The organism is Bacillus sp. FSL K6-1560 (assembly GCF_038592935.1).
Lineage (GTDB): Bacteria > Bacillota > Bacilli > Bacillales > Bacillaceae > Bacillus > Bacillus subtilis.
In genome coordinates this window covers 2721246-2741478 of record NZ_CP151946.1, presented here as the reverse complement: position 1 = coordinate 2741478, position 20233 = coordinate 2721246, and the positions used below count along the sequence as shown (strand labels likewise).

The 20233-nt window shown below is 42.7% G+C and carries 25 protein-coding genes; 23 read left to right on the top strand and 2 right to left on the bottom strand.

The annotated features are described in order from the left end of the window. Positions 1-25: 25 nt before the first annotated feature. From fadH to NYE22_RS14575, 13 genes are all read left to right on the top strand, one after another. Positions 26-790 (top strand): 2,4-dienoyl-CoA reductase, encoded by a 765-nt coding sequence (fadH, locus tag NYE22_RS14635; RefSeq protein ID WP_015383534.1) that lies wholly within the window; start codon positions 26-28, stop codon positions 788-790. Between the two features lie 63 nt (positions 791-853). After that, positions 854-2077: an EAL-associated domain-containing protein gene (locus NYE22_RS14630; protein ID WP_342411931.1), complete on the top strand. Its 1224-nt coding sequence runs from the start codon at positions 854-856 to the stop codon at positions 2075-2077. 615 nt (positions 2078-2692) lie between these two features. Beyond that, complete coding sequence (locus tag NYE22_RS14625) at positions 2693-2932, top strand: DUF1797 family protein (RefSeq protein WP_003218671.1); 240 nt, start codon at positions 2693-2695, stop codon at positions 2930-2932. 109 nt (positions 2933-3041) lie between these two features. After that, positions 3042-3560 carry a ribonuclease H-like YkuK family protein gene (locus tag NYE22_RS14620; RefSeq protein ID WP_003232389.1) on the top strand — a complete coding sequence of 173 codons (519 nt, stop codon included), beginning with the start codon at positions 3042-3044 and terminating at the stop codon, positions 3558-3560. Between the two features lie 133 nt (positions 3561-3693). Continuing rightward, positions 3694-3891 carry an AbrB antirepressor AbbA gene (gene abbA / locus NYE22_RS14615; protein WP_010886502.1) on the top strand — a complete coding sequence of 66 codons (198 nt, stop codon included), beginning with the start codon at positions 3694-3696 and terminating at the stop codon, positions 3889-3891. Positions 3892-4028: 137 nt separating this feature from the next. Then, positions 4029-4472, top strand: a complete 444-nt coding sequence (gene cbpB / locus NYE22_RS14610) for a cyclic-di-AMP-binding protein CbpB (protein ID WP_003218674.1) — start codon at positions 4029-4031, stop codon at positions 4470-4472. Positions 4473-4621: 149 nt separating this feature from the next. Further along, positions 4622-5503 (top strand): transcriptional regulator CcpC, encoded by an 882-nt coding sequence (gene ccpC / locus NYE22_RS14605; RefSeq protein WP_003232387.1) that lies wholly within the window; start codon positions 4622-4624, stop codon positions 5501-5503. A gap of 110 nt (positions 5504-5613) precedes the next feature. Then, positions 5614-6090, top strand: a complete 477-nt coding sequence (locus tag NYE22_RS14600; RefSeq protein WP_014476664.1) for a flavodoxin — start codon at positions 5614-5616, stop codon at positions 6088-6090. Further along, entirely contained in the window at positions 6080-6973 is an 894-nt protein-coding gene (locus NYE22_RS14595) for a hypothetical protein (protein ID WP_032725604.1), read from the top strand. Before NYE22_RS14600 ends, NYE22_RS14595 begins: the two co-directional genes overlap by 11 nt. Positions 6974-6988: 15 nt before the next feature. Beyond that, positions 6989-7444 carry a flavodoxin gene (locus tag NYE22_RS14590; protein WP_308153846.1) on the top strand — a complete coding sequence of 152 codons (456 nt, stop codon included), beginning with the start codon at positions 6989-6991 and terminating at the stop codon, positions 7442-7444. A gap of 104 nt (positions 7445-7548) precedes the next feature. Then, positions 7549-8259 (top strand): 2,3,4,5-tetrahydropyridine-2,6-dicarboxylate N-acetyltransferase, encoded by a 711-nt coding sequence (gene dapD / locus NYE22_RS14585; protein WP_003218680.1) that lies wholly within the window; start codon positions 7549-7551, stop codon positions 8257-8259. Positions 8260-8328: 69 nt separating this feature from the next. After that, positions 8329-9453, top strand: a complete 1125-nt coding sequence (locus tag NYE22_RS14580) for an N-acetyldiaminopimelate deacetylase (RefSeq protein ID WP_043857415.1) — start codon at positions 8329-8331, stop codon at positions 9451-9453. A gap of 61 nt (positions 9454-9514) precedes the next feature. Continuing rightward, entirely contained in the window at positions 9515-9760 is a 246-nt protein-coding gene (locus NYE22_RS14575; RefSeq protein WP_003232382.1) for a YkuS family protein, read from the top strand. A 36-nt stretch (positions 9761-9796) separates the two neighbouring features. Here the strand turns inward: NYE22_RS14575 and mscT are convergent, their stop codons facing one another. Then, positions 9797-10600 carry a small-conductance mechanosensitive channel protein MscT gene (gene mscT / locus NYE22_RS14570; protein ID WP_003244994.1) on the bottom strand — a complete coding sequence of 268 codons (804 nt, stop codon included), beginning with the start codon at positions 10598-10600 and terminating at the stop codon, positions 9797-9799. Positions 10601-10836: 236 nt separating this feature from the next. Here mscT and ahpA point away from each other — a divergent pair, with 236 nt between their 5' ends. The 3 genes from ahpA to rok all read left to right on the top strand — a co-directional run bounded on the left by ahpA (position 10837) and on the right by rok (position 12946). Beyond that, a complete protein-coding gene (gene ahpA, locus NYE22_RS14565) occupies positions 10837-11379 on the top strand; it encodes a biofilm-specific peroxidase AhpA (protein ID WP_003245371.1) in 543 nt (180 codons plus the stop codon). Between the two features lie 70 nt (positions 11380-11449). Then, positions 11450-11896 carry a thiol-disulfide oxidoreductase YkuV gene (gene ykuV, locus NYE22_RS14560; RefSeq protein WP_014476671.1) on the top strand — a complete coding sequence of 149 codons (447 nt, stop codon included), beginning with the start codon at positions 11450-11452 and terminating at the stop codon, positions 11894-11896. Between the two features lie 465 nt (positions 11897-12361). Further along, complete coding sequence (gene rok / locus NYE22_RS14555) at positions 12362-12946, top strand: transcriptional regulator Rok (protein ID WP_014113628.1); 585 nt, start codon at positions 12362-12364, stop codon at positions 12944-12946. A gap of 40 nt (positions 12947-12986) precedes the next feature. On the opposite strand, the gene cse15 is transcribed toward rok, so the two are convergent. Next, a complete protein-coding gene (cse15, locus tag NYE22_RS14550; RefSeq protein ID WP_342411930.1) occupies positions 12987-13952 on the bottom strand; it encodes a spore protein Cse15 in 966 nt (321 codons plus the stop codon). Positions 13953-14088: 136 nt separating this feature from the next. Here cse15 and NYE22_RS14545 point away from each other — a divergent pair, with 136 nt between their 5' ends. The 7 genes from NYE22_RS14545 (at position 14089) to NYE22_RS14515 (ending at position 20230) form a co-directional block, all read left to right on the top strand. Beyond that, complete coding sequence (locus NYE22_RS14545) at positions 14089-14688, top strand: molybdenum cofactor guanylyltransferase (protein WP_014479670.1); 600 nt, start codon at positions 14089-14091, stop codon at positions 14686-14688. 50 nt (positions 14689-14738) lie between these two features. Next, on the top strand, positions 14739-15758 hold the full coding sequence (locus NYE22_RS14540; RefSeq protein WP_003232375.1) for a molybdopterin-synthase adenylyltransferase MoeB: 1020 nt from the start codon (positions 14739-14741) through the stop codon (positions 15756-15758). A 17-nt stretch (positions 15759-15775) separates the two neighbouring features. Next, complete coding sequence (glp, locus tag NYE22_RS14535) at positions 15776-17068, top strand: gephyrin-like molybdotransferase Glp (protein WP_003232372.1); 1293 nt, start codon at positions 15776-15778, stop codon at positions 17066-17068. Continuing rightward, a complete protein-coding gene (mobB, locus tag NYE22_RS14530; protein ID WP_042974935.1) occupies positions 17029-17550 on the top strand; it encodes a molybdopterin-guanine dinucleotide biosynthesis protein B in 522 nt (173 codons plus the stop codon). Before glp ends, mobB begins: the two co-directional genes overlap by 40 nt. After that, the gene (locus NYE22_RS14525) at positions 17550-18023 is read left to right on the top strand and encodes a molybdenum cofactor biosynthesis protein MoaE (protein ID WP_003232367.1); all 474 of its coding nucleotides are present in this window, start codon (positions 17550-17552) and stop codon (positions 18021-18023) included. Before mobB ends, NYE22_RS14525 begins: the two co-directional genes overlap by 1 nt. Next, complete coding sequence (moaD, locus tag NYE22_RS14520; protein ID WP_014476678.1) at positions 18016-18249, top strand: molybdopterin converting factor subunit 1; 234 nt, start codon at positions 18016-18018, stop codon at positions 18247-18249. The genes NYE22_RS14525 and moaD overlap by 8 nt, the downstream gene beginning before the upstream one ends. A gap of 223 nt (positions 18250-18472) precedes the next feature. Further along, positions 18473-20230, top strand: a complete 1758-nt coding sequence (locus tag NYE22_RS14515; protein ID WP_106073887.1) for an ABC transporter ATP-binding protein — start codon at positions 18473-18475, stop codon at positions 20228-20230. Positions 20231-20233: the final 3 nt, after the last annotated feature.

Sequence of the window (20233 nt, the reverse complement as noted above, 5' to 3'; positions counted from 1 at the left end):
CTCATTCACAATTGGAGGGATAAACATGGAAAAAAAAGCGGTAATTATTACCGGCGGGTCAAGCGGCATGGGAAAAGCGATGGCAAAAAAACAGGCTGAATTAGGGTGGCACGTTATGGTGACAGGGAGGAACCATGAAGCACTTGAGGAAACAAAAAAAGAAATTCAGACCTTTGAGGGACAGGTCGCTTGTTTTCAAATGGATGTCCGTTCCGATTCCGCCGCTTCAGACATGATTAAAGAAGCGATAAAAGCCTTTGGCCGGCTTGACGCGCTGATTAACAACGCGGCCGGAAACTTTATTTGTCCGGCAGAAAAGCTAACGCCCAATGGATGGAAAGCCGTTATTGAGATTGTTTTAAACGGCACATTTTTTTGCAGCCAAGCAGCGGCAAGGCATTGGATTGACCAGAAGCAGCAGGGTGTCATTTTAAATATGGCAGCCACGTACGCTTGGGGAGCGGGAGCGGGGGTCGTTCATTCCGCTGCAGCGAAAGCGGGGGTATTGTCATTGACAAGAACGCTGGCCGTTGAATGGGGGAGCAAATACGGCATTCGTACAAACGCGATAGCCCCCGGACCGATTGAACGAACAGGCGGTGCGGAGAAGCTATTTGAATCGGAAAAAGCGATGGCCCGCACGATGAACAGTGTGCCGCTCGGCCGATTGGGCACACCGGAGGAAATCGCCGCTTTGGCAGCGTTTTTGCTTTCTGATGAAGCATCCTATATAAACGGGGATTGTATCACAATGGACGGGGGGCAATGGCTGAATCCTTATCCGTTTTAAAGAATATTAATCTTTGGATTCAATGTGGTATAATCAGACAAAGATAGAGAAGCAGGTGATAACATGTTGGATCCACTTGATATTTTAACGAACATTGATGATGTCCTTCCATATTACCAGGCGATTTTCAGTGCCGAGGAACAGAAGGTTGTCGGATATGAGGTGCTTGGACGAATTTTGGCAGATTCAGAAATCCAAAGTCTCGGGCCCTTCTTTTTAGATGCGGGGATACCCGAAGAATATAAATTAGAGGTTGATAACAGAATTATCCGCCAGGCTCTAGACCGCTTTTTAGAGGCGGATTCTGATCTGCTGATTTTTATGAATCAGGATGCCAATCTGCTGATGCTGGATCATGGTGAAAGCTTTCTGGAGCTTCTGAAAGAATATGAAGCGAAGGGAATCGAACTCCACCGTTTTGTGCTTGAAATTACAGAGCACAATTTTGAAGGGGATATTGAGCAGCTCTACCATATGCTTGCATACTATCGTACATACGGAATTAAAATCGCAGTTGACAACATCGGAAAAGAAAGCAGCAACTTGGACAGAATCGCGTTGCTCTCACCAGATCTGTTAAAAATCGATTTGCAGGCGCTGAAAGTGTCACAGCCGTCACCGTCATATGAGCATGTGCTGTACAGCATATCTTTATTAGCAAGAAAAATCGGTGCGGCGCTGCTGTACGAAGACATTGAGGCGAACTTCCAGCTTCAGTACGCCTGGAGAAACGGAGGCCGCTATTTTCAGGGCTATTACTTGGTGTCTCCATCTGAAACGTTTCTAGAGAGAGATGTATTGAAACATAGACTAAAAACTGAATTTCACCAATTTATCACACATGAGAAAAAGAAACTGGAAACCATCTATGAGCACTCCGAACAGTTTTACAAACGAGTGCATCAGGCTGTGACCTCTTTGAGAAAAAACAATCTGTCTTCTGATGATGACTTTATTAAAAAGCTGGCGGAAGAGCTGACAGATTGCAGCTTCAGGATTTACATGTGTGATGAAGAAGGCGATCAGCTGACGGGAAATGTGTTTAAGCAGGATGGGGAATGGATTTATCAGCCGGAATATGCGGAAAAGAACTGGAGCTGGCGTCCTTATTTTCTGGAGAACATTATGCGAATGAGAAATCTCAGAAAAGGTTTTTTCAGTGATCTGTACAGTGATTTAGAAACAGGTGAAATGATCAGAACGTTTTCATATCCGATGGATGATCAAATGTATTTATTTATAGACTTGCCTTATTCTTATTTATATGAGCAGGACGGACTGATTTAACGGCTGAAAGGCCGTTTTTTTTATGAAATGAAAAAAATATCAAAAAACGATTGACATTGATACTGAGAATCATTATCATTTAATTATAGAGAGAAGCTACTCTCTGTTCCCCAACCCCTCTATCAGATCAAGATCCGAAAAAACTTGGCGCTACCCCCGCCAAGTTTTTTATTTGTCAAAGCATAGGACAATCCAATGAAACAATAAACCTAACTAGTGGTAAACGTTTAACACGGGGAGAAACATTGAGTGCCGAACACCCCTGACACTGTTGCACGGGTGTTCAGTTCCGTTGTTTACCTCTATCCAGCATGACTCCCATTGATTATGGCCACGCGGAACTTCACCATAACATTCAAAAGAAGGTTTTGACAAAGTTGCAAAAAGGCATTCTTAATGCTGCAAAGATTCGAAAAAAATTATAATTGTGTGCATGACATTCAAAAAAAGCCTCAAACTAAAGAAAAATCGTTTTTTTCACTTTTTTTCTTTGCTTAAATTCAGCAGTGAAAATGCCATCCTGTCCGACTTTATGGTATGATGCTCAATAGAACTTGTATTATAATAAATACTTGTTGATTTGAAGTTGCTTTTTGAAAGGAGTCTTTTTTTAGAATGTCACAATTAATGGGTATCATCACACGGCTGCAAAGTCTGCAAGAAACAGCGGAAGCGGCTAACGAGCCAATGCAGCGTTATTTCGAAGTGAATGGTGAGAAAATATGCAGTGTTAAATATTTCGAAAAAAATCAAACGTTTGAACTGACGGTTTTCCAAAAGGGTGAAAAACCTAACACCTATCCGTTTGATAATATCGACATGGTTTCCATCGAAATCTTTGAACTTCTTCAGTAAGATTCCTGAAATAGGGGGAACAAGCTTCCGCCTTTGCAAAAGTAATCGAAATAAACGGTAAGGAACATACTTGTTTCATGGTTGTAAATCCTTGAAAAGGAGTGTCGTGATGGCTGATTCTTTTCTGTTTTATAATCTTTCAGAAGCACAGATGACCTTTCAAGATGTGATGGAACGGCTTAAAGCCTTTGTTCAAAAGGACCCCCGTTCTTCTTATGTGTTATCGATCGGAACCGATTCACAGGTTTACCGCGATTACACAAAGTTTATTACCGCATTGCATTTGCATCGTACAGGCAAGGGAGCTTGGGGCTGCTTGAAAAATCATACAGTCGACAGACCCATACATAGCCTTCGGGAGAAGATTTCGTTAGAAACGGCGTACAGCCAAGAAACGGCCGCTCATATTCTTGATGGACACTTAATGGATATTACCGATCTGCTCCTGCCCTTTACCGGTGAGGGGGCGGATCTTACCTTTGAAGTTCACTTGGATATTGGGAAAAAAGGGCTTACAAAAGATCTGATCCAAGAAATGACTGGACGTATTACCTCCATGGGGATTGAGGCCAAAATAAAGCCGGATTCATACACTGCCTTCAGCTATGCAAATCGTTTCACAAAATAATTTGGCTGAAAAAGCCAAGGTAAATGTCGAATTATGCGGTTGACGTTTGTTATCTGATTACTTATTCTAGCGGTAGAGCTGAAAGTAAGTTGTCTTGCTTTCAGAGGTATTCAGTATAAAACAGGGGGCCTGATTGCGAATGAGTCTTATCGGTGAACGATTTACAGAAGAAGAACAAAAACTTCTGCTGAATATCCTGATCAACCATGAGTATGCCATCGAGCTATTAAGCAGTGAGATCAACGATATAGAGACAGGGACCAAAAACGTTGACGGAACCACCTACAAAAAACTTGTAACGCTATACGACCGATTTCGATTTGAAAATTAATGGGACACCCTATAATTGATACTCCACAAAGAGTATCTTTTTTATTGAAAGGAAACTTTTCGACAAATACTGATAAAGTTTATATTATTGCAATATAGGGAATGTATTGATGATGAAAATGAAAAGGGGTCGAAAACATGATAAGCTTACAATCAGATCAACTTCTTGAGGCAACAGTCGGACAATTTATGATTGAGGCGGACAAAGTAGCGCACGTGCAAGTCGGAAATAACCTTGAGCACGCATTATTAGTATTGACAAAAACCGGATACACAGCCATCCCGGTTCTGGATCCTTCCTACCGTTTACATGGCTTAATCGGGACAAATATGATCATGAACAGTATTTTTGGACTTGAGCGAATTGAGTTTGAAAAGCTTGACCAAATCACTGTTGAGGAAGTCATGCTGACCGACATTCCGCGCCTTCATATCAATGATCCGATTATGAAGGGATTCGGCATGGTCATTAATAATGGATTTGTCTGTGTTGAAAATGACGAGCAGGTATTTGAAGGGATTTTTACGAGAAGAGTCGTTTTAAAGGAATTGAATAAGCATATACGCTCGTTGAATAAGTAGGCTGTACGGCCTATTTTTATTATATAGCCAGAGCGAAAAAAAAGAAAGCGCATACATAATTTAAACGAGAATAGGGCTTGAATAAGAAACTAAGATTTTATTAGAATGGGAGATAAGAAAAACTTATTGATAACAAAAAGGAGGACGACATGCAGCTTCAAGAGCTTCATATGCTCGTAGTTTTAGCTGAGGAATTAAATATGAGAAAGGCGGCAGAACGGCTTTTTGTATCTCAGCCGGCTTTATCTCAGCGCTTACAAACCATTGAAAAGGCGTGGGGAACAAAAATCTTTTTAAGATCCCAAAAAGGATTAACGGTAACGCCCGCCGGTGAGAAAATCATTCAGTTTGCGAATGATGTGACATTAGAGCAGGAAAGAATAAGAGAAAATATTGACGAGCTTGAAGGTGAAATTCACGGCACATTGAAGCTTGCCGTCGCCTCCATAATCGGTCAGCATTGGCTCCCTAAAGTCCTGAAGACGTATGTTGAAAAGTATCCGAATGCAAAGATCTCGCTCATAACCGGGTGGAGCAGCGAAATGCTGAAAAGCTTGTATGAGGATCAGGTTCATATCGGCATTATAAGAGGCAACCCTGAGTGGAAGGGGCGCAAAGATTACTTAATGACAGATCATCTGTATTTAGTGGATACTGAAATTTCCTGCATCGAAGATATTGCCCATACAGAACGGCCGTTTATCCAGTTTAAAAGTGACAGCACTTATTTTCAGGAAATTCAGCACTGGTGGCATCAAAAATTTAAAACGTCGCCGAAACAGACGATATTGGTTGATCAGATTGAAACGTGCAAACAGATGGCACTGCACGGAATCGGTTATGCCATTTTGCCGTCTGTTACCCTTCAAAATGAAGATAAAGTGAATAAAATGCCTCTTTTAGACATGAAAGGGCATCCGATCGGTCGGGATACATGGTTATTAGGTTATGAGCCTGCCTTTGAACTGAAACAAGTTCAAGCTTTTGTACAAGTGATAAAGGATATGCTGGACCAGGAAAATCCATTTTAAAGACAGCGAGGTGCTGTCTTTTTTTATTTATCTGTTGACAATGAAAATCATTATCATTTAAAGTGATACATATGATATTGAAAATCATTATCAATTAATGGGGTGATAACATGGCTAAAGCCTTGATTACATATGCCAGCATGTCAGGAAATACAGAAGACATTGCCTTCATAATAAAAGATACGCTTCAGGAATATGAGTTGGATATCGATTGTGTCGAGATAGATGATGTGGATGTGTCTTGTTTAACCTCCTATGATTATGTACTGATTGGCACCTATACATGGGGGGACGGCGATTTGCCCTACGAAGCGGAGGATTTTTTCGAAGAGGTCAAACAGCTTCAGCTTAATGGTTTAAAAACAGCCTGCTTCGGGTCTGGCGATTATTCTTATCCAAAGTTTTGCGAAGCGGTGAATTTGTTCAATGCCATGCTGCAAGAGGCGGGAGCTGCTGTTTACCAGGAAACACTAAAAATTGAATTAGCGCCTGAAACAGATGAAGATGTGGAAAGCTGCCGAGCGTTTGCGAGAGGTTTTCTTGCATGGGCAGATTATATGAACAAGGAAAAAAGCCATGTTTCATAAAGGAGCAACTGCTGTTACGGCATCGGCGTTTTCTGGATATTTTGTGGCGGTACAAGGAGAAGGCATTTTTCATTATTCTTTGGAGCAGGGCTGGAGAAAGCTTTTTCGTTTGAAAAGTAAGATACACTGTATCAGCTACATAGGGCCTTACTTATTTGGCGTTGGTGAAAAGGGAACAGTCATTCGTTCGGCTGATGAAGGGAAAACCTGGACGATGTCGAGCTTTCCGACAAATGCAACAGTGTGGGCGATTACCGGCAGAAACAACGGGTTTGTCTGCGCCCACGGTAAGCATTGTATTTATGTATCGGATGATTTTGGTGTCTCATGGCGCGTAGTCAAACCTTTTGCCGAATTTCATAATCCCCCTGTTATCCGGTCGCTATGCCTTCACGGGGGCAATCTTTTTATCGGCACGCAAATACACGAATATTTTGGCGGTATTTGGGCTTACGACATTAAGCGTGACACTGTCCAAGTTGTCAAAAAAGAAAAAAACCGGATGACGGCATCCATGCTCGTGTTCAATGAACATTGGCTGGTGGCGGCGATGGGTTCTGTGAAAGGAAAGCACGGTGCTGTCACTGTACAGAATCTTTTGAATGGTGAAGAATTTATCATTCAATCCAGTATGATCAGAAAAGAAGAGTCATTTCTTGATCTTTCAGAGGATGATGGCATTATATATGTCACTACAACACAAGATGAAAACGGTTTTTCGAGAATTTACCAGGCTGATCTCGAAGCCCGGTCGTTAAAATGGTTCGATACCATTAAGGGACATGGATGGAGAGTGGCCAATCAGAAAGAGAATTTCTTTTGCGCAGGCTTGTATGAATGTAAATTTGTCCAGCCGTACGAAGTTTCAGCAATGATTCATTAGAGGAGGAACAAGGAATTGGCGAAGATTTTGCTCGTTTATGCAACAATGTCAGGCAACACTGAAGCTATGGCAGATTTGATTGAAAAGGGGCTTCAGGAGGTGGAAGCAGAAGTAGACCGTTTCGAAGCAATGGATATTGATGATGCCCAGCTGTTTACCGATTATGACCATATCATAATGGGAACCTATACGTGGGGAGACGGAGATCTGCCTGATGAATTTTTAGATCTGGCTGAAGACATGGATGAGATTGATTTTTCCGGCAAAACATGCGCTGTATTCGGTTCCGGTGATACAGCATATGAATTTTTCTGCGGAGCGGTTGATACGCTAGAGGCAAAAATAAAAGAACGCGGTGGAGACATTGTGCTGCCTTCGGTAAAAATCGAAAATAATCCAGAAGGTGAAGAAGAGGAAGAATTAATAAACTTTGGGAGACAATTCGCAAAGAAAAGCGGGTGCGCTGTCTGATCACTCACTGGGAACTGCTAAAACGGCTGTTCCTTTTTTTCTTGTCTTTGTATCTTTCCTTTGATACAGTAATGAGGTAGAAAATCAGGAGGAGGACTATACATATGAAAATGATGGACGCAAATGAAATTATTTCATTTATTCAAAATAGTACAAAATCAACACCTGTAAAGGTTTACGTGAAAGGTGAGCTGGAAGGAATCAATTTCGGCGAATCTGCGAAAGCTTTTATCAACGGAAACACTGGTGTCGTTTTCGGTGAGTGGAGCGAAATCCAAACAGCAATCGAAGAAAACCAAAGCAAAATCGAAGACTATGTGGTTGAAAATGACCGCCGCAATTCTGCGATCCCAATGCTTGATCTTAAAAACATCAAAGCGCGTATCGAGCCGGGCGCGATCATCCGCGACCAAGTTGAAATCGGTGATAACGCAGTCATCATGATGGGTGCTTCTATTAATATCGGTTCAGTCATCGGCGAAGGCACAATGATTGATATGAACGTTGTGCTTGGCGGACGAGCTACTGTCGGAAAAAACTGCCATATCGGCGCGGGTTCTGTACTTGCGGGCGTTATTGAGCCGCCATCCGCTAAACCGGTTGTGATTGAAGACGACGTCGTAATCGGCGCAAATGCTGTTGTGCTTGAAGGTGTAACAGTAGGTAAAGGAGCTGTTGTTGCTGCGGGAGCGATCGTGGTAAACGACGTTGAGCCATACACTGTCGTTGCAGGCACACCAGCTAAAAAAATCAAAGACATTGATGAAAAAACAAAAGGCAAAACTGAAATCAAGCAGGAATTACGCCAGCTGTAAGGAAAAGTTTGATAAAAAAGGCGTGGATAATATATCCACGCCTTATTCGTATAGGCAGGAGGAATAGAAATGAAGAAAGAGGAGCTCATCGCAATTCGCAGAGATCTGCATCGTATACCGGAGCTTGGATTTCAGGAGTTCAAAACCCAGCAGTATTTATTACATGTCTTGGAACAATATCCGCAAGACAGAATTGAAATTGAGAAATGGCGAACAGGGCTTTTTGTAAAAGTGAACGGGACGGCGCCGGAAAAAATGCTGGCGTACAGAGCGGATATCGATGCGCTTTCTATAGAAGAGCAAACTGGTCTTCCATTCGCATCAGAGCATCACGGCAACATGCACGCCTGCGGTCACGATTTGCATATGACGATTGCACTCGGCATTATTGATCATTTTGTTCACCACCCAGTCAAACATGATTTGCTTTTTCTATTTCAGCCGGCAGAGGAAGGGCCTGGCGGTGCGGAACCAATGCTTGAGAGCGATGTATTAAAAAAGTGGCAGCCTGATTTCATCACTGCACTTCATATTGCTCCAGAGCTACCGGTAGGCACCATTGCGACAAAAAGCGGCCTTCTATTTGCGAATACATCAGAGCTAGTCATCGATCTGGAAGGCAGAGGGGGACATGCGGCATATCCGCATTTGGCTGAGGATATGGTTGTAGCGGCAAGTACACTTGTCACCCAGCTGCAAACGATTATCTCTAGAAACACAGATCCGCTAGACAGTGCTGTTATTACAGTTGGTACCATTACCGGAGGCTCGGCACAAAATATCATTGCGGAAACGGCCCACCTGGAAGGCACGATCCGCACGCTTTCTGAAGAATCGATGAAACAGGTTAAGGAACGGATTGAAGATGTAGTGAAAGGAATCGAAATCGGATTCCGCTGCAAAGGAAAAGTGACATACCCGTCTGTATATCACCAAGTTTACAATACGAGCGGATTAACAGAAGAATTTATGTCTTTTGTTGCTGAACATCAACTGGCGACAGTAATTGAAGCAAAAGAAGCAATGACTGGAGAGGATTTTGGCTACATGCTGAAAAAATATCCCGGCTTCATGTTCTGGCTCGGCGCTGATTCTGAACATGGGCTTCATCATGCTAAGCTGAATCCCGATGAAAATGCGATAGAAACAGCGGTTAATGTCATGACAGGTTATTTTTCTGTTTATGCCAATTAAGTACAAATGAAAGAATAAAATTCCATAAAATGAGCACTCTAGTAAACGGAGGTGTTCAAAAATGGCTAAAAAAATTGGAATTGAACAATCGTTATCAGATGTAGAAGCTGCTTTAAAAGAAAAAGGATATGACGTTGTAATGATGAAAAGCCCTGCTGATGCTCAAGGCTGTGACTGCTGTGTCGTAACAGGTCTTGATAATAATGTGCAAGGGATAGCCGATACGGTAACACAAGCACCTGTCATTACAGCTTCCGGGATGACGGCTGAAGAAATTTGCAGCGAAGTTGAGAGCAGAATTCAGTAATAAAAAAACCGAAGCAAAAAGCTTCGGTTCTTTTATTTATTCTGTTTCTTTAGGGAAAGCGCGGTCGAACGCGTTCTTTATTTCTTTTCTCAACACTCGTTCGACTCGCCACTGTTCCATATTTTCTGTTTTGGCAATGACCCTGATTACAATTTCAGAAGTCCCCAGTTCTTGAATCCCGATGACATTTGGGCCTTCTTTTATTTGTGGAAGAGCCGCTGCCGTTTCATCACAAACCTGCTGTAAAATATGAATCATTTCATCAATATTTCTTTCAGCCGGCACTTTAATGTCAACAAGAGCCTGCATGGTACCACGAGAATGATTGCTCACGTTTGTGATGTTTCTGTTGGGGATGTAATGCAGTGTTCCGTCAAAGCTGCGGATTTGAGTTGTCCTTAAGCCAACCTGCTCGACAATTCCGTCAAAGGTGGAAACGGTAATATAATCTCCGACATCCAATTGTTTCTCAAGCAAAATAAAAAAACCTGTCACGATATCACTGACAAGCCCTTGGGCGCCAAATCCGACAGCCAGGCCGACGATTCCTGCCCCCGCTAAAAGAGCGCTTGGATCATAATGAAACAAATCTAGAACCATGACGAAAAATATGAAAATCAATGTATAAGCAAATATGTTAAGAGTCAGGCTTCGGAGCGTATGTGCACGTCCGATAGACAAGCTATTCTGCTCCTCGAATTTTGCAAACAGATGTTTAATGATTTTCATGCCTAATGATCGAACGATAAAATAGAGCAATATCATAATGGCGAGTTTAATGAGCAGAACACCGGCATTTGTAATCAGTCCCGCCCAATCATATTGTTTAATAAAGTCCATGTTGAGCTCCTTTTCTAATTGATTGCTGCACATTGAGACTAGTTACCCTGTACATGACCATGTTAAACGTTTTATTCAAAAATGTCGAAGCCAAAGACATACATGATTTGTTAAAAATTGACTCAGGAAATCTGCTTTTATATAATGGCATTGCAATATAACTAAAAATGGTTAATCACCCTTTATTTTCATGCGATTTTGACCTTTAAGCCAAACAATAAATTGGAGGGATACATATGGCAGAACGTATGGTAGGTAAACAAGCTCCTCGTTTTGAAATGGAAGCAGTCCTTGCAAGCAAAGAATTCGGCAAAGTAAGTCTTGAGGAAAACATGAAAAACGACAAATGGACAGTGCTGTTCTTCTATCCAATGGACTTCACTTTTGTTTGTCCGACAGAAATTACAGCAATGTCCGACCGCTATGACGAGTTCGAAGATCTTGATGCAGAAGTCATCGGGGTTTCAACTGATACCATCCATACTCATTTAGCTTGGATCAATACAGACCGCAAAGAAAACGGTCTTGGCCAGCTGAAATACCCGCTTGCTGCTGATACAAACCATGAGGTATCCCGTGAATATGGCGTTTTAATCGAAGAAGAAGGTGTGGCTTTGCGCGGATTGTTTATTATTAATCCTGAAGGGGAGCTCCAATACCAAACTGTTTTCCATAACAACATTGGACGTGATGTTGATGAAACGCTTCGTGTTCTCCAGGCGCTGCAAACTGGCGGACTCTGTCCGGCTAACTGGAAACCAGGCCAAAAAACACTTTAATTCTTTCCAAGAACGAAAAGCGGTCTAGCATATTCGTTTGGCCACTCTGTTAAATAGGAGGGAAAAAGCAATGAAATTACGTCAGCCCATGCCGGAATTGACGGGAGAAAAAGCTTGGTTAAATGGTGAAGTGACGAGAGAGCAATTGATTGGGGAAAAGCCGACGCTTATTCATTTCTGGTCCATCAGCTGCCACTTGTGCAAAGAAGCGATGCCGCAAGTGAATGAATTTCGTGATAAATATAAAGATCAACTGAATGTTGTAGCTGTGCATATGCCCCGTTCCGAAGATGATCTTGACCTTGGTAAAATTAAAGAAACAGCCGCTGAACACGATATCACTCAGCCGATTTTTGTTGACAGTGACCATGCTTTAACCGATGCATTTGAAAATGAATACGTACCTGCGTATTATGTGTTTGATAAAACAGGACAGCTCCGTCACTTCCAAGCCGGCGGGAGCGGTATGAAAATGCTTGAAAAACGTGTGAACCGCGTTCTGGCTGAAACGGAATAGGTATCTGACTAAATAGTATTTCCTAAAAACCTGATCACATCAGGTTTTTTATTTGTGCAAAAAGCAATGGAAGAAGAGTAAGAAGCTTATTTTTCCAAATTTGGGTATAGGAATTGATGGTTTGTTTGATTGATACGCTAGAAAACACAGCTAATTTTTGATGTTTTTCCTCAATTTTAGATAAATCTCATATCTCATAACTCGAAAATTGTAGATATTACACTAAATTTCTTTAAAGAAGTAAGTAAAATATATATTTTCAACATTATACCAAATAAACTAGAAAGCCCCTTAATCCCTTGAGAATAAAGGACTCTTTTGAAAAATAAAACATTTTCAGAAAATAAGGAATTTTTCATAGAGTAAATATAATAGTAAAATGCTAAAATAATAGTTGATAAAATTACTTTTGTAATCTAATATCTTAATTAAAGATGTTAATTTTGATAGGGGGTACATTGAGGAATGTTTAATGAAAGAGAAGCTTTGCGCTTGCGGTTAGAACAATTAAATGAAGCTGAAGTGAAAGTCATTCGTGAATATCAAATTGAACGTGATAAAATATACGCAAAATTAAGAGAGCTGGACAGAAATGGAAGCCCTTCCGAAATCAAAAAGGATTTCCGTTCTGAAAAAAAACCTGACTCTCTGCCGGTTCTCGCTGAGCTTGCGGCTCAGGAAATCAGAAGCTATCAGCCGCAATCACAGCAGCAGTCTGTCCAGCCTCAGCTTCAATCTATTTCCTCTCTTCCTGCCGGTATACCAGACGGAACAACACGAAGAAGAAGAGGAACGGCAAGACCGGGATCAAAAGCAGCGAAGCTGCGTGAAGCTGCTATTAAAACATTAAAACGCCACAACGCGGCGATTAAGAGCTCCGAGCTTCAAAAAGAGATTGAAAAAGAAAGCGGTCTTGAAATCCCTAATATGACAACGTTTATGCAAAGCTTAATTAAAATGTACCCGGAAGTGAAAAAACCATATCGCGGGCAGTACATTTTAGAGGGTGAAATCGAATCTGCAGAATCAGCTGAATCAGCTAATGAATAAATATAAAGAAAAACTGCTTGGCATCGCTCAAGCAGTTTTTTTATTGAGGTTTTTTCTGTGAAGGTTTGTTTTCTTTTTCAAGATTAAGCTTATACACCCACTTTTGATAAGGCTTTTCTTCAGCGGCTCTGTTTTTCAGCTCTTCGATTGTATGGCTCTTGGCCTGGTCTGATGATTGGGCGCGGGCAAGCTGTTTTTGGAGCACATGTATCTGTTTGGTGACATCTTCAAGGATGGTCTCTACATGATATGGCTGCGCGTAGGCCGCTGGAGCTTCTTCTTCCGTTTTTTCTTTTTGTTTCGTGCCGCCATCAATATCGGCAAAATGAGAAGCAATCCAGGCATCGCTTTCATCAAGCTGCCGTTTATACGATATAATAGTTTCGTGAAATAATTTTTCTTTCGTTTTTTCTATGTCTAGCAGTCTTTCTTTCGTTTCTATGATTCGATCTTTCATATGATCAACTTCTATTTTAATATGTTTTAGCTGATATTCTTTTTCTACCATTTGCTCTTTTAGACGCCCGTTTTCGGCTTTTATCAATTCGGCTTGCTGTTTTGCCTGAAGCAGTGCATTTTGTTCTTGCTCAATTGAGGCTTGAAGTTCGCTGATCCGTTTATGAAGATTTTTATTTTCTTCTTCGATTTTGACTTTAGCAATATGAAGTTTATGTTTTTCTTCGATTTCGGCTCTGCGTTTATAGGTTTCAGCAGATAGAAACTCCTGCAAAACAACGATTTTATCAAGCAGTTCAGCTCTTATTTGGTGCAGGGTTTGGCTGGTGTGGGAGGCATGTTTTTCTTTTGTTGACATATGTGTTAATTCGGCAGACAGCTGCTGGAGCTTTTCTTTCATATCGTTATTTTCTTTGAGCAGTTTGTTATTTTTCTGATGAAAGTAGCTTGCTTCAAGTTCAGAAATCAGCTTATGGCACCTTGAAAGCTCGGATTTTAAATAAAGGTTCTCCTGAGACACGTCGTGGAAAAAAGGACCTGATCTTTTCATTCGAACCATCTCCCTCATGATGTTAACACTACAATATGCAAATACTGAACAGCTATTCCTCTTTAATAAACAGACAAGCAGTAGCGTTGAGCCTTTGCTTTTGCTATGCTTTTAACGAAACTAGAGGTGAGATGATATGAAGCATGTAAACGTACTGCTAGCAGGGGGAGCCTCGCGGCGATTTGGAGAACCGAAGGCGTTTGTCAAATGGAAGGGCAGGATGCTTTACGAATGCGCTAAAGAGGCACTTGGAGAACAAACGGTTATCATCAGCCGTCCCGAATTTATTGATAGATTTCAAGAAAACGGTGAAAATGAAGTGTATCAAGATGCTGAGCCATTTCAAGGCATGGGGCCATTGGCTGGTATATATACCGCTTTTAAAAAGACAGACGGTGATCTTTATACTGTTCTTTCCTGTGACACACCGCTGATACAAAGAAGGACGATGCTGGAGCTCAAACGTCTGATGACTGCCGGTGCGGACGCGGTAGTCCCAATTTCAGACGGACAAGTGCAGCCATTGATTGCGATTTACCACAAACGTATCATGCCAGTTCTATACGATCAGCTTTCTGAGAAGAGGTTGAGAATATCAGATTTATTAGGCAGAATTTCGGTTTGTTACGTACAGGCTGAAAATATCGGAGCAAACCCGGCAGAGTTTATCAACATTAATACACGTGATGATTTTAGCTGTTTGGAAGAAAAATCGAACTCCCTCAAGCGGGACTGACGGGGCAATAACATGATAAGATGACATAAAAGATAAGGAGAACAGGTTTGATGGAGGAACGTTATTCACGGCAAATCAGATTTAAGCAAATTGGGGAAGAGGGCCAGAAAAGACTGGCAGACAGCCATGTGCTGATTGTCGGAGCGGGAGCGCTCGGCACTGCAGGAGCTGAAGGGCTTTCGAGAGCGGGAGTCGGTACTATTACCATTATTGACCGTGACTATGTGGAGTGGAGCAATCTTCAAAGGCAGCAGCTTTATACAGAAAGCGATGCCAAACTCCGCATGCCGAAAGCCATGGCTGCCAAAGAGCATCTATCAGCGATTAACAGCGAGATACATATTGAGGCGTATGTTACCGAAGGAACAGCCGAAACGCTTGAGCCGCTGATTGAAAAAGCAGATGTCGTGATCGACGCGACAGATAATTTTGAAACCCGCATGCTGATAAACGATCTTGCCCAGAAAACAAAGACACCTTGGGTCTATGGCGCCTGTGTAAGCAGCCAGGGAATGTTCATGACTGTCATTCCCGGAGAAACCCCTTGTCTGTCTTGTTTGTTTGAGCAAATTCCTGTCGGCGGGGCGACGTGTGATACTGCCGGCATTATTCCGCCTGCTGTGCATATCGTTTCAGCATATCAGCAGGCTGAGGCATTAAAGCTGTTAACCGGCCAAAAAGAAGCAATACAGCGGGGGTTTGTGACATTTGATGTCTGGAACAATTCGCATATGAAGATTAACGTTAATCATGTACGCCGTGAGGAATGCCCATCTTGCGGAGCTAATGCGGTATATCCTTATCTTCAGGATTGGAACACACCAAAAGCTGCTGTACTATGCGGCCGTGATACAGTGCAGGTAAGGTCAGAATCATTAAAAAGAATCCCGAAACAGGAGCTCATTAAGCGGCTGAAAACAATCGGCAAGGTCGAGGCTAATGCGTTTTTGCTGCATATTTTTTACGAGGATTTCAGAATTGTCATTTTCAATGACGGACGGGCACTGGTGCATGGAACAAATGATGTGAAAGAAGCCAACTCCGTGTTGGCAAGAGTGATTGGACTGTAACAACAGGAGGGGTCAGAATGCTGGAGAAAAGAACACCGATACCGGTAGACGAGGCAGTTCGGCGTGTCTGCCATTTTCAAAAACAAGGTGAAACAGAATGGGTGGCGCTTGAAGACAGCCTTCATCGGTTTTTAGCCGAAGATATAACTGCGGATCACCACGTACCTGCGTTTGACCGTTCGCCATACGATGGTTTTGCTGTCAGAGCGTGCGATACGGCAGAAGCTTCACGTGAAAACCCAGTTCGGTTTGAAGTTATTGACCATATTGGAGCGGGAGCAGTATCTGAAAAAGAACTTGGCCCGTTTCAGGCCGTGCGGATTATGACTGGCGCGCAAATCCCTGAAGGGGCAGATGCAGTCGTCATGATTGAACTGACTCAAGCCTTTGAGGAGAATGGGAAGTCATTTATGTCTTTAAAACGCCGCTTTCAGACGGGGGATAATATTTCAAAAACAGGTGAGGACGCTCAAAAAGGGAGTGTTTTACTGACAAAGGGCACCCGGGTGACACCAGGAGTGACGGCTCTTTTGGCAACATTCGGATACGCATCTGTGCCTGTCGTGAGAAAGCCTGTAGTCGGGATTATCGCAACCGGTACCGAATTGCTGAATGTCAGTGATCCGCTGGAACCGGGAAAAATCCGCAACAGCAATGCGAGTATGGTATATGCGCAAGCGATAGAAGCAGGCGCAACACCGCTTTATTTAGGGAAAATCTCTGATGAATTGGATAAAAGCTTTGCTGCAGTTAAAGAAGCGATGAAAAAGGTGGACTTCCTGATCACAACTGGAGGTGTGTCAGTCGGTGACTTTGACTTTTTGCCTGCGATCTATGAAAAACTCGGAGCGGACGTGCTGTTTAATAAAGTTGCCATGCGCCCGGGCAGCGTGACAACGGTGGCGCATGCAAACGATATGCTGCTGTTTGGCCTTTCAGGTAATCCGTCGGCATGCTATGTCGGTTTTGAACTGTTTGTCAAACCGATAATCCAGACATGGCTGCTCAATGAAACACCGCATTCAATTTGTGCGGAAGCTGTTTTGACCAAGGATTTTCCGAAGCCGAACCCATTTACCCGATTTGTTCGTGCGCTCGTGCACCATCAGGAAGGGAAGCTGTTGGCGACACCCGTTGGCTTAGATAAGTCGAGCTCTGTCACATCACTTGCAGATGCCAATGCATTTATTATCCTGCCGGGCGGCACGCGAGGCTACGAATCTGGCAGAACGGTTCAAGTACTGCTCATCAGAGAAGAGAATGGAAGTGAATGGCCTTGGTCCGTCCTTTCCCGATCGTCCAAGTTGTAGGATTTCAAAACAGCGGGAAAACAACGTTTATTGAGCGCATTCTTGAAAAAGCCTCTGAACAGGGAGTCCATTTGGGCTGCCTGAAGCATCATGGTCACGGCGGTGAACCGCAAACGCTCACGGAAGGAAAAGACACGGACCGTTACAAGGCGGCAGGTGCTGGTGTAACAGCGGTAGAAGGTGCTGGTGTGTTACAGCTGACTGCCCGCCGCAATTGGGATTTGGCACGGCTGATTGAGTTATACCAATTTCTCGAAACAGACTGTCTTCTGATTGAAGGCTTTAAAAAAGCCCCTTATCCTAAAGTGGTTATCCTAAGTGAAAAGGAAGATCTGGAAGCGCTGCAAGCAGTAAATATAATCGCCATCATCTATAGAAAAAAAGAGCATATGACAGAGCATCAGGGATTACCCGTTTTTCATGCGGATGATCCGGTTGCCGTGGATTTTGTGCTTTCACAGCTGAAGGGGGAATCTGCATAATGGAACGGTTTGAGATTACGAAAACACCCATTAATACTGAAAACATCATCAAAAAAGTGGAGAAACGGGAAGCAGGAGCCATTACAACATTTATTGGTACGGTTCGGGAATGGACAAACGGAAAAAGAACGGTTCGGCTTGAATATGAGGCATATGAACCGATGGCCGTGCAAATGCTTGCTCAAATCGGCGCTGAAATCGAAGAAAAATGGGAAGGTGCCTCAGCTGCGATCACGCACCGTATAGGTGTGCTCGATATCGGTGAAGCAGCGGTAGTGATTGCTGTATCTTCTCCCCATCGAAAAGCCGCATATGAAGCCAATGAGTATGCGATTGAACGCATTAAACAGATTGTGCCGATTTGGAAAAAAGAAATTTGGGAAGACGGTGAGCAATGGATCGGCGACCAGCTAGAAACAACAGCTTATCCGAACGGAAAACCAGACCTAAGCGAGGGAGAGCAGCATGATTAAAATTCTTTTATTTGCAGGACTGGCTGAACAGGCCGGTACACAAGCAATAGAAATAGATGTGGAACAAGCAACCACAGATGAAATAAAAGCGAGTCTAAAAGAACAATACGGTCTTGAATCTATTGATACGGCTATGATTGCCGTTAACGAAAGCTATGTAAAAGAAAATACCTCTGTATCTTCGGGTGACACGGTAGCCATCATACCGCCGGTCAGCGGGGGATGAAAACCGGACGGCATTTCAGCCGTCCGGTTTTTCTGTATTTCATTGGCATATCCCCAAGTATCCTCAGCATACAATGATTTTCTGTAAGCGTTTATTCTACATATGTTACTCCCTATAAAGTAAGAGACTCACTCCATAATTAGACTGAAATTTTGAAAAATAATAGAAATTTATTTCGGGTATCGATATAGTGAAGATGATAAATGTTGGAAAGGTGCTGGATATGGAGACATTTAAAAGATTAAAAATGTATTATTGGCCGTACAGAAAAGTGTTTATGTGGTCGCTTCTAGCCATGCTTTTGATGACTGCAATTACTGTCGTTTATCCGATTATCCTGCAAATTACGATTGATGAGATCGTGCTGGGACGGCAGTTTCAGCTTGCGGCGTGGGTCAGCTTAGGATTTATTGCGGTAATGGTTTTGAAAGGAATGGCTACCTTTTTTCATCAGTATTTAGGTGATATGTTCGGGATCAAATCCGTTTATCGGCTGAGAAATGGTCTGTATGAAAAACTGCAGCGGCTTTCTTTTTCTTACTATGATAACGCGAAAACAGGAGATTTGATGTCCAGGCTGACTGCTGATGTTGAAGGGCTTCGTTTTTTCTTATCATACGGTCTCGCTGAGCTCATTCGCTTCGGCCTGCTGGTAGCCATCAGCCTGTCGGTTATGTTTTACTATTCTGTTCCTCTCACGCTTGTGACAATAGCTGTTCTGCCATTTCTCGCGGTTGCGGTATACCGGTTTGACAAAAGAGTCCATCCCGCCTTCAGAGGCATCCGCAAATCGTTTGCGAAACTCAATACAAAAGTTCAGGAAAATATCAGCGGCATTAATACGGTTAAATCTCTTTCCAGGGAAGATTTTCAGATCAGCACTTTCAATAAAGCCAATGCAGAATACAGGGCGCAGTATTTACAAACATCATCCATCTGGTCTGCGTATTTCCCTTTAATGGAGTTCATTGGTAACATTTGCATTGTAGCTCTCCTCTCATACGGCGGTTACTTGGTTATGCAAAATCAGCTCAATCCCGGCGAGCTTGTTGCTTTCTTCAGCCTTGTCAATTATATGATGTGGCCCATTATGAACTTAGGTTTTGTCATCAATATGTTCTCTCAAGCAAAAGCGTCAGGGGAACGCCTGCTCGACATTCTGGAAAAAGAAGAAGACATTACAGATCATCCTCATGCTTTGCATAAACAAAAATTAACCGGAGATGTCCATTTCAAAAATGTTTCTCTTGCATACGGAAAAGAACAAACAAACGCGCTGTGCAATGTAAGCTTTGAGGCAAACAGCGGGAAGGTAATCGGACTGTTGGGCCCGACAGGTTCAGGCAAAAGCTCAGTGACACAGCTTCTCACCAGATTTTACAGTCCTGTTAGCGGAATGATTACCATTGATCACAAACCAATCACAGATTATTCGTTAAAAACCCTTCGTTCCAATATCGGGGTCGTACTTCAAGAATCCTTCCTGTTTTCATCTACGATTAGATCAAATATTTCGTATGGGCGGCCGGATGCCTCAATGGAAGACGTCATCGAAGCGGCAAAAAGGGCGCAGGCTCATAGCTTTATTATGGAGCTTCCTGATGGGTATGACACCATGCTGGGAGAGAGGGGAATGGGGCTTTCCGGCGGGCAGAAACAGCGTATTGCCATTGCGAGAGCCATCTGCTTGAACCCGAGCATTTTAATATTGGATGATGCCACAAGCGCAGTAGATATGCAAACAGAGCACAGCATACAGCTTGCCTTAAAAGAAGTCATGAAAAACCGCACAACCTTTATCGTCGCTCACCGCATTTCTTCACTGAAACACGCCGATGAAATTCTCGTTTTTAATAAAGGACGCATTCGTGAAAGGGGAACACATCACGAGCTTCTTGAAAAAGGCGGCTACTATAAAAAGATTTACGATTTGCAATACCGTGATGTCAAAATGATTAATGAGCCGCATGAGGTCGGATAGGGA

Excerpts from the sequence above, each read along its gene's own strand:
- fadH (WP_015383534.1), top strand. The coding sequence starts at position 26 with ATGGAAAAAAAAGCGGTAATTATTACCGGCGGGTCAAGCGGCATGGGA.
- NYE22_RS14630 (WP_342411931.1), top strand. The coding sequence starts at position 854 with ATGTTGGATCCACTTGATATTTTAACGAACATTGATGATGTCCTTCCA.
- NYE22_RS14625 (WP_003218671.1), top strand. The coding sequence starts at position 2,693 with ATGTCACAATTAATGGGTATCATCACACGGCTGCAAAGTCTGCAAGAA.
- NYE22_RS14620 (WP_003232389.1), top strand. The coding sequence starts at position 3,042 with ATGGCTGATTCTTTTCTGTTTTATAATCTTTCAGAAGCACAGATGACC.
- cbpB (WP_003218674.1), top strand. The coding sequence starts at position 4,029 with ATGATAAGCTTACAATCAGATCAACTTCTTGAGGCAACAGTCGGACAA.
- ccpC (WP_003232387.1), top strand. The coding sequence starts at position 4,622 with ATGCAGCTTCAAGAGCTTCATATGCTCGTAGTTTTAGCTGAGGAATTA.
- NYE22_RS14600 (WP_014476664.1), top strand. The coding sequence starts at position 5,614 with ATGGCTAAAGCCTTGATTACATATGCCAGCATGTCAGGAAATACAGAA.
- NYE22_RS14595 (WP_032725604.1), top strand. The coding sequence starts at position 6,080 with ATGTTTCATAAAGGAGCAACTGCTGTTACGGCATCGGCGTTTTCTGGA.
- dapD (WP_003218680.1), top strand. The coding sequence starts at position 7,549 with ATGAAAATGATGGACGCAAATGAAATTATTTCATTTATTCAAAATAGT.
- NYE22_RS14580 (WP_043857415.1), top strand. The coding sequence starts at position 8,329 with ATGAAGAAAGAGGAGCTCATCGCAATTCGCAGAGATCTGCATCGTATA.
- NYE22_RS14575 (WP_003232382.1), top strand. The coding sequence starts at position 9,515 with ATGGCTAAAAAAATTGGAATTGAACAATCGTTATCAGATGTAGAAGCT.
- mscT (WP_003244994.1), bottom strand. The coding sequence starts at position 10,600 with ATGGACTTTATTAAACAATATGATTGGGCGGGACTGATTACAAATGCC.
- ahpA (WP_003245371.1), top strand. The coding sequence starts at position 10,837 with ATGGCAGAACGTATGGTAGGTAAACAAGCTCCTCGTTTTGAAATGGAA.
- ykuV (WP_014476671.1), top strand. The coding sequence starts at position 11,450 with ATGAAATTACGTCAGCCCATGCCGGAATTGACGGGAGAAAAAGCTTGG.
- rok (WP_014113628.1), top strand. The coding sequence starts at position 12,362 with ATGTTTAATGAAAGAGAAGCTTTGCGCTTGCGGTTAGAACAATTAAAT.
- cse15 (WP_342411930.1), bottom strand. The coding sequence starts at position 13,952 with ATGAAAAGATCAGGTCCTTTTTTCCACGACGTGTCTCAGGAGAACCTT.
- NYE22_RS14545 (WP_014479670.1), top strand. The coding sequence starts at position 14,089 with ATGAAGCATGTAAACGTACTGCTAGCAGGGGGAGCCTCGCGGCGATTT.
- NYE22_RS14540 (WP_003232375.1), top strand. The coding sequence starts at position 14,739 with ATGGAGGAACGTTATTCACGGCAAATCAGATTTAAGCAAATTGGGGAA.
- glp (WP_003232372.1), top strand. The coding sequence starts at position 15,776 with ATGCTGGAGAAAAGAACACCGATACCGGTAGACGAGGCAGTTCGGCGT.
- mobB (WP_042974935.1), top strand. The coding sequence starts at position 17,029 with ATGGCCTTGGTCCGTCCTTTCCCGATCGTCCAAGTTGTAGGATTTCAA.
- NYE22_RS14525 (WP_003232367.1), top strand. The coding sequence starts at position 17,550 with ATGGAACGGTTTGAGATTACGAAAACACCCATTAATACTGAAAACATC.
- moaD (WP_014476678.1), top strand. The coding sequence starts at position 18,016 with ATGATTAAAATTCTTTTATTTGCAGGACTGGCTGAACAGGCCGGTACA.
- NYE22_RS14515 (WP_106073887.1), top strand. The coding sequence starts at position 18,473 with ATGGAGACATTTAAAAGATTAAAAATGTATTATTGGCCGTACAGAAAA.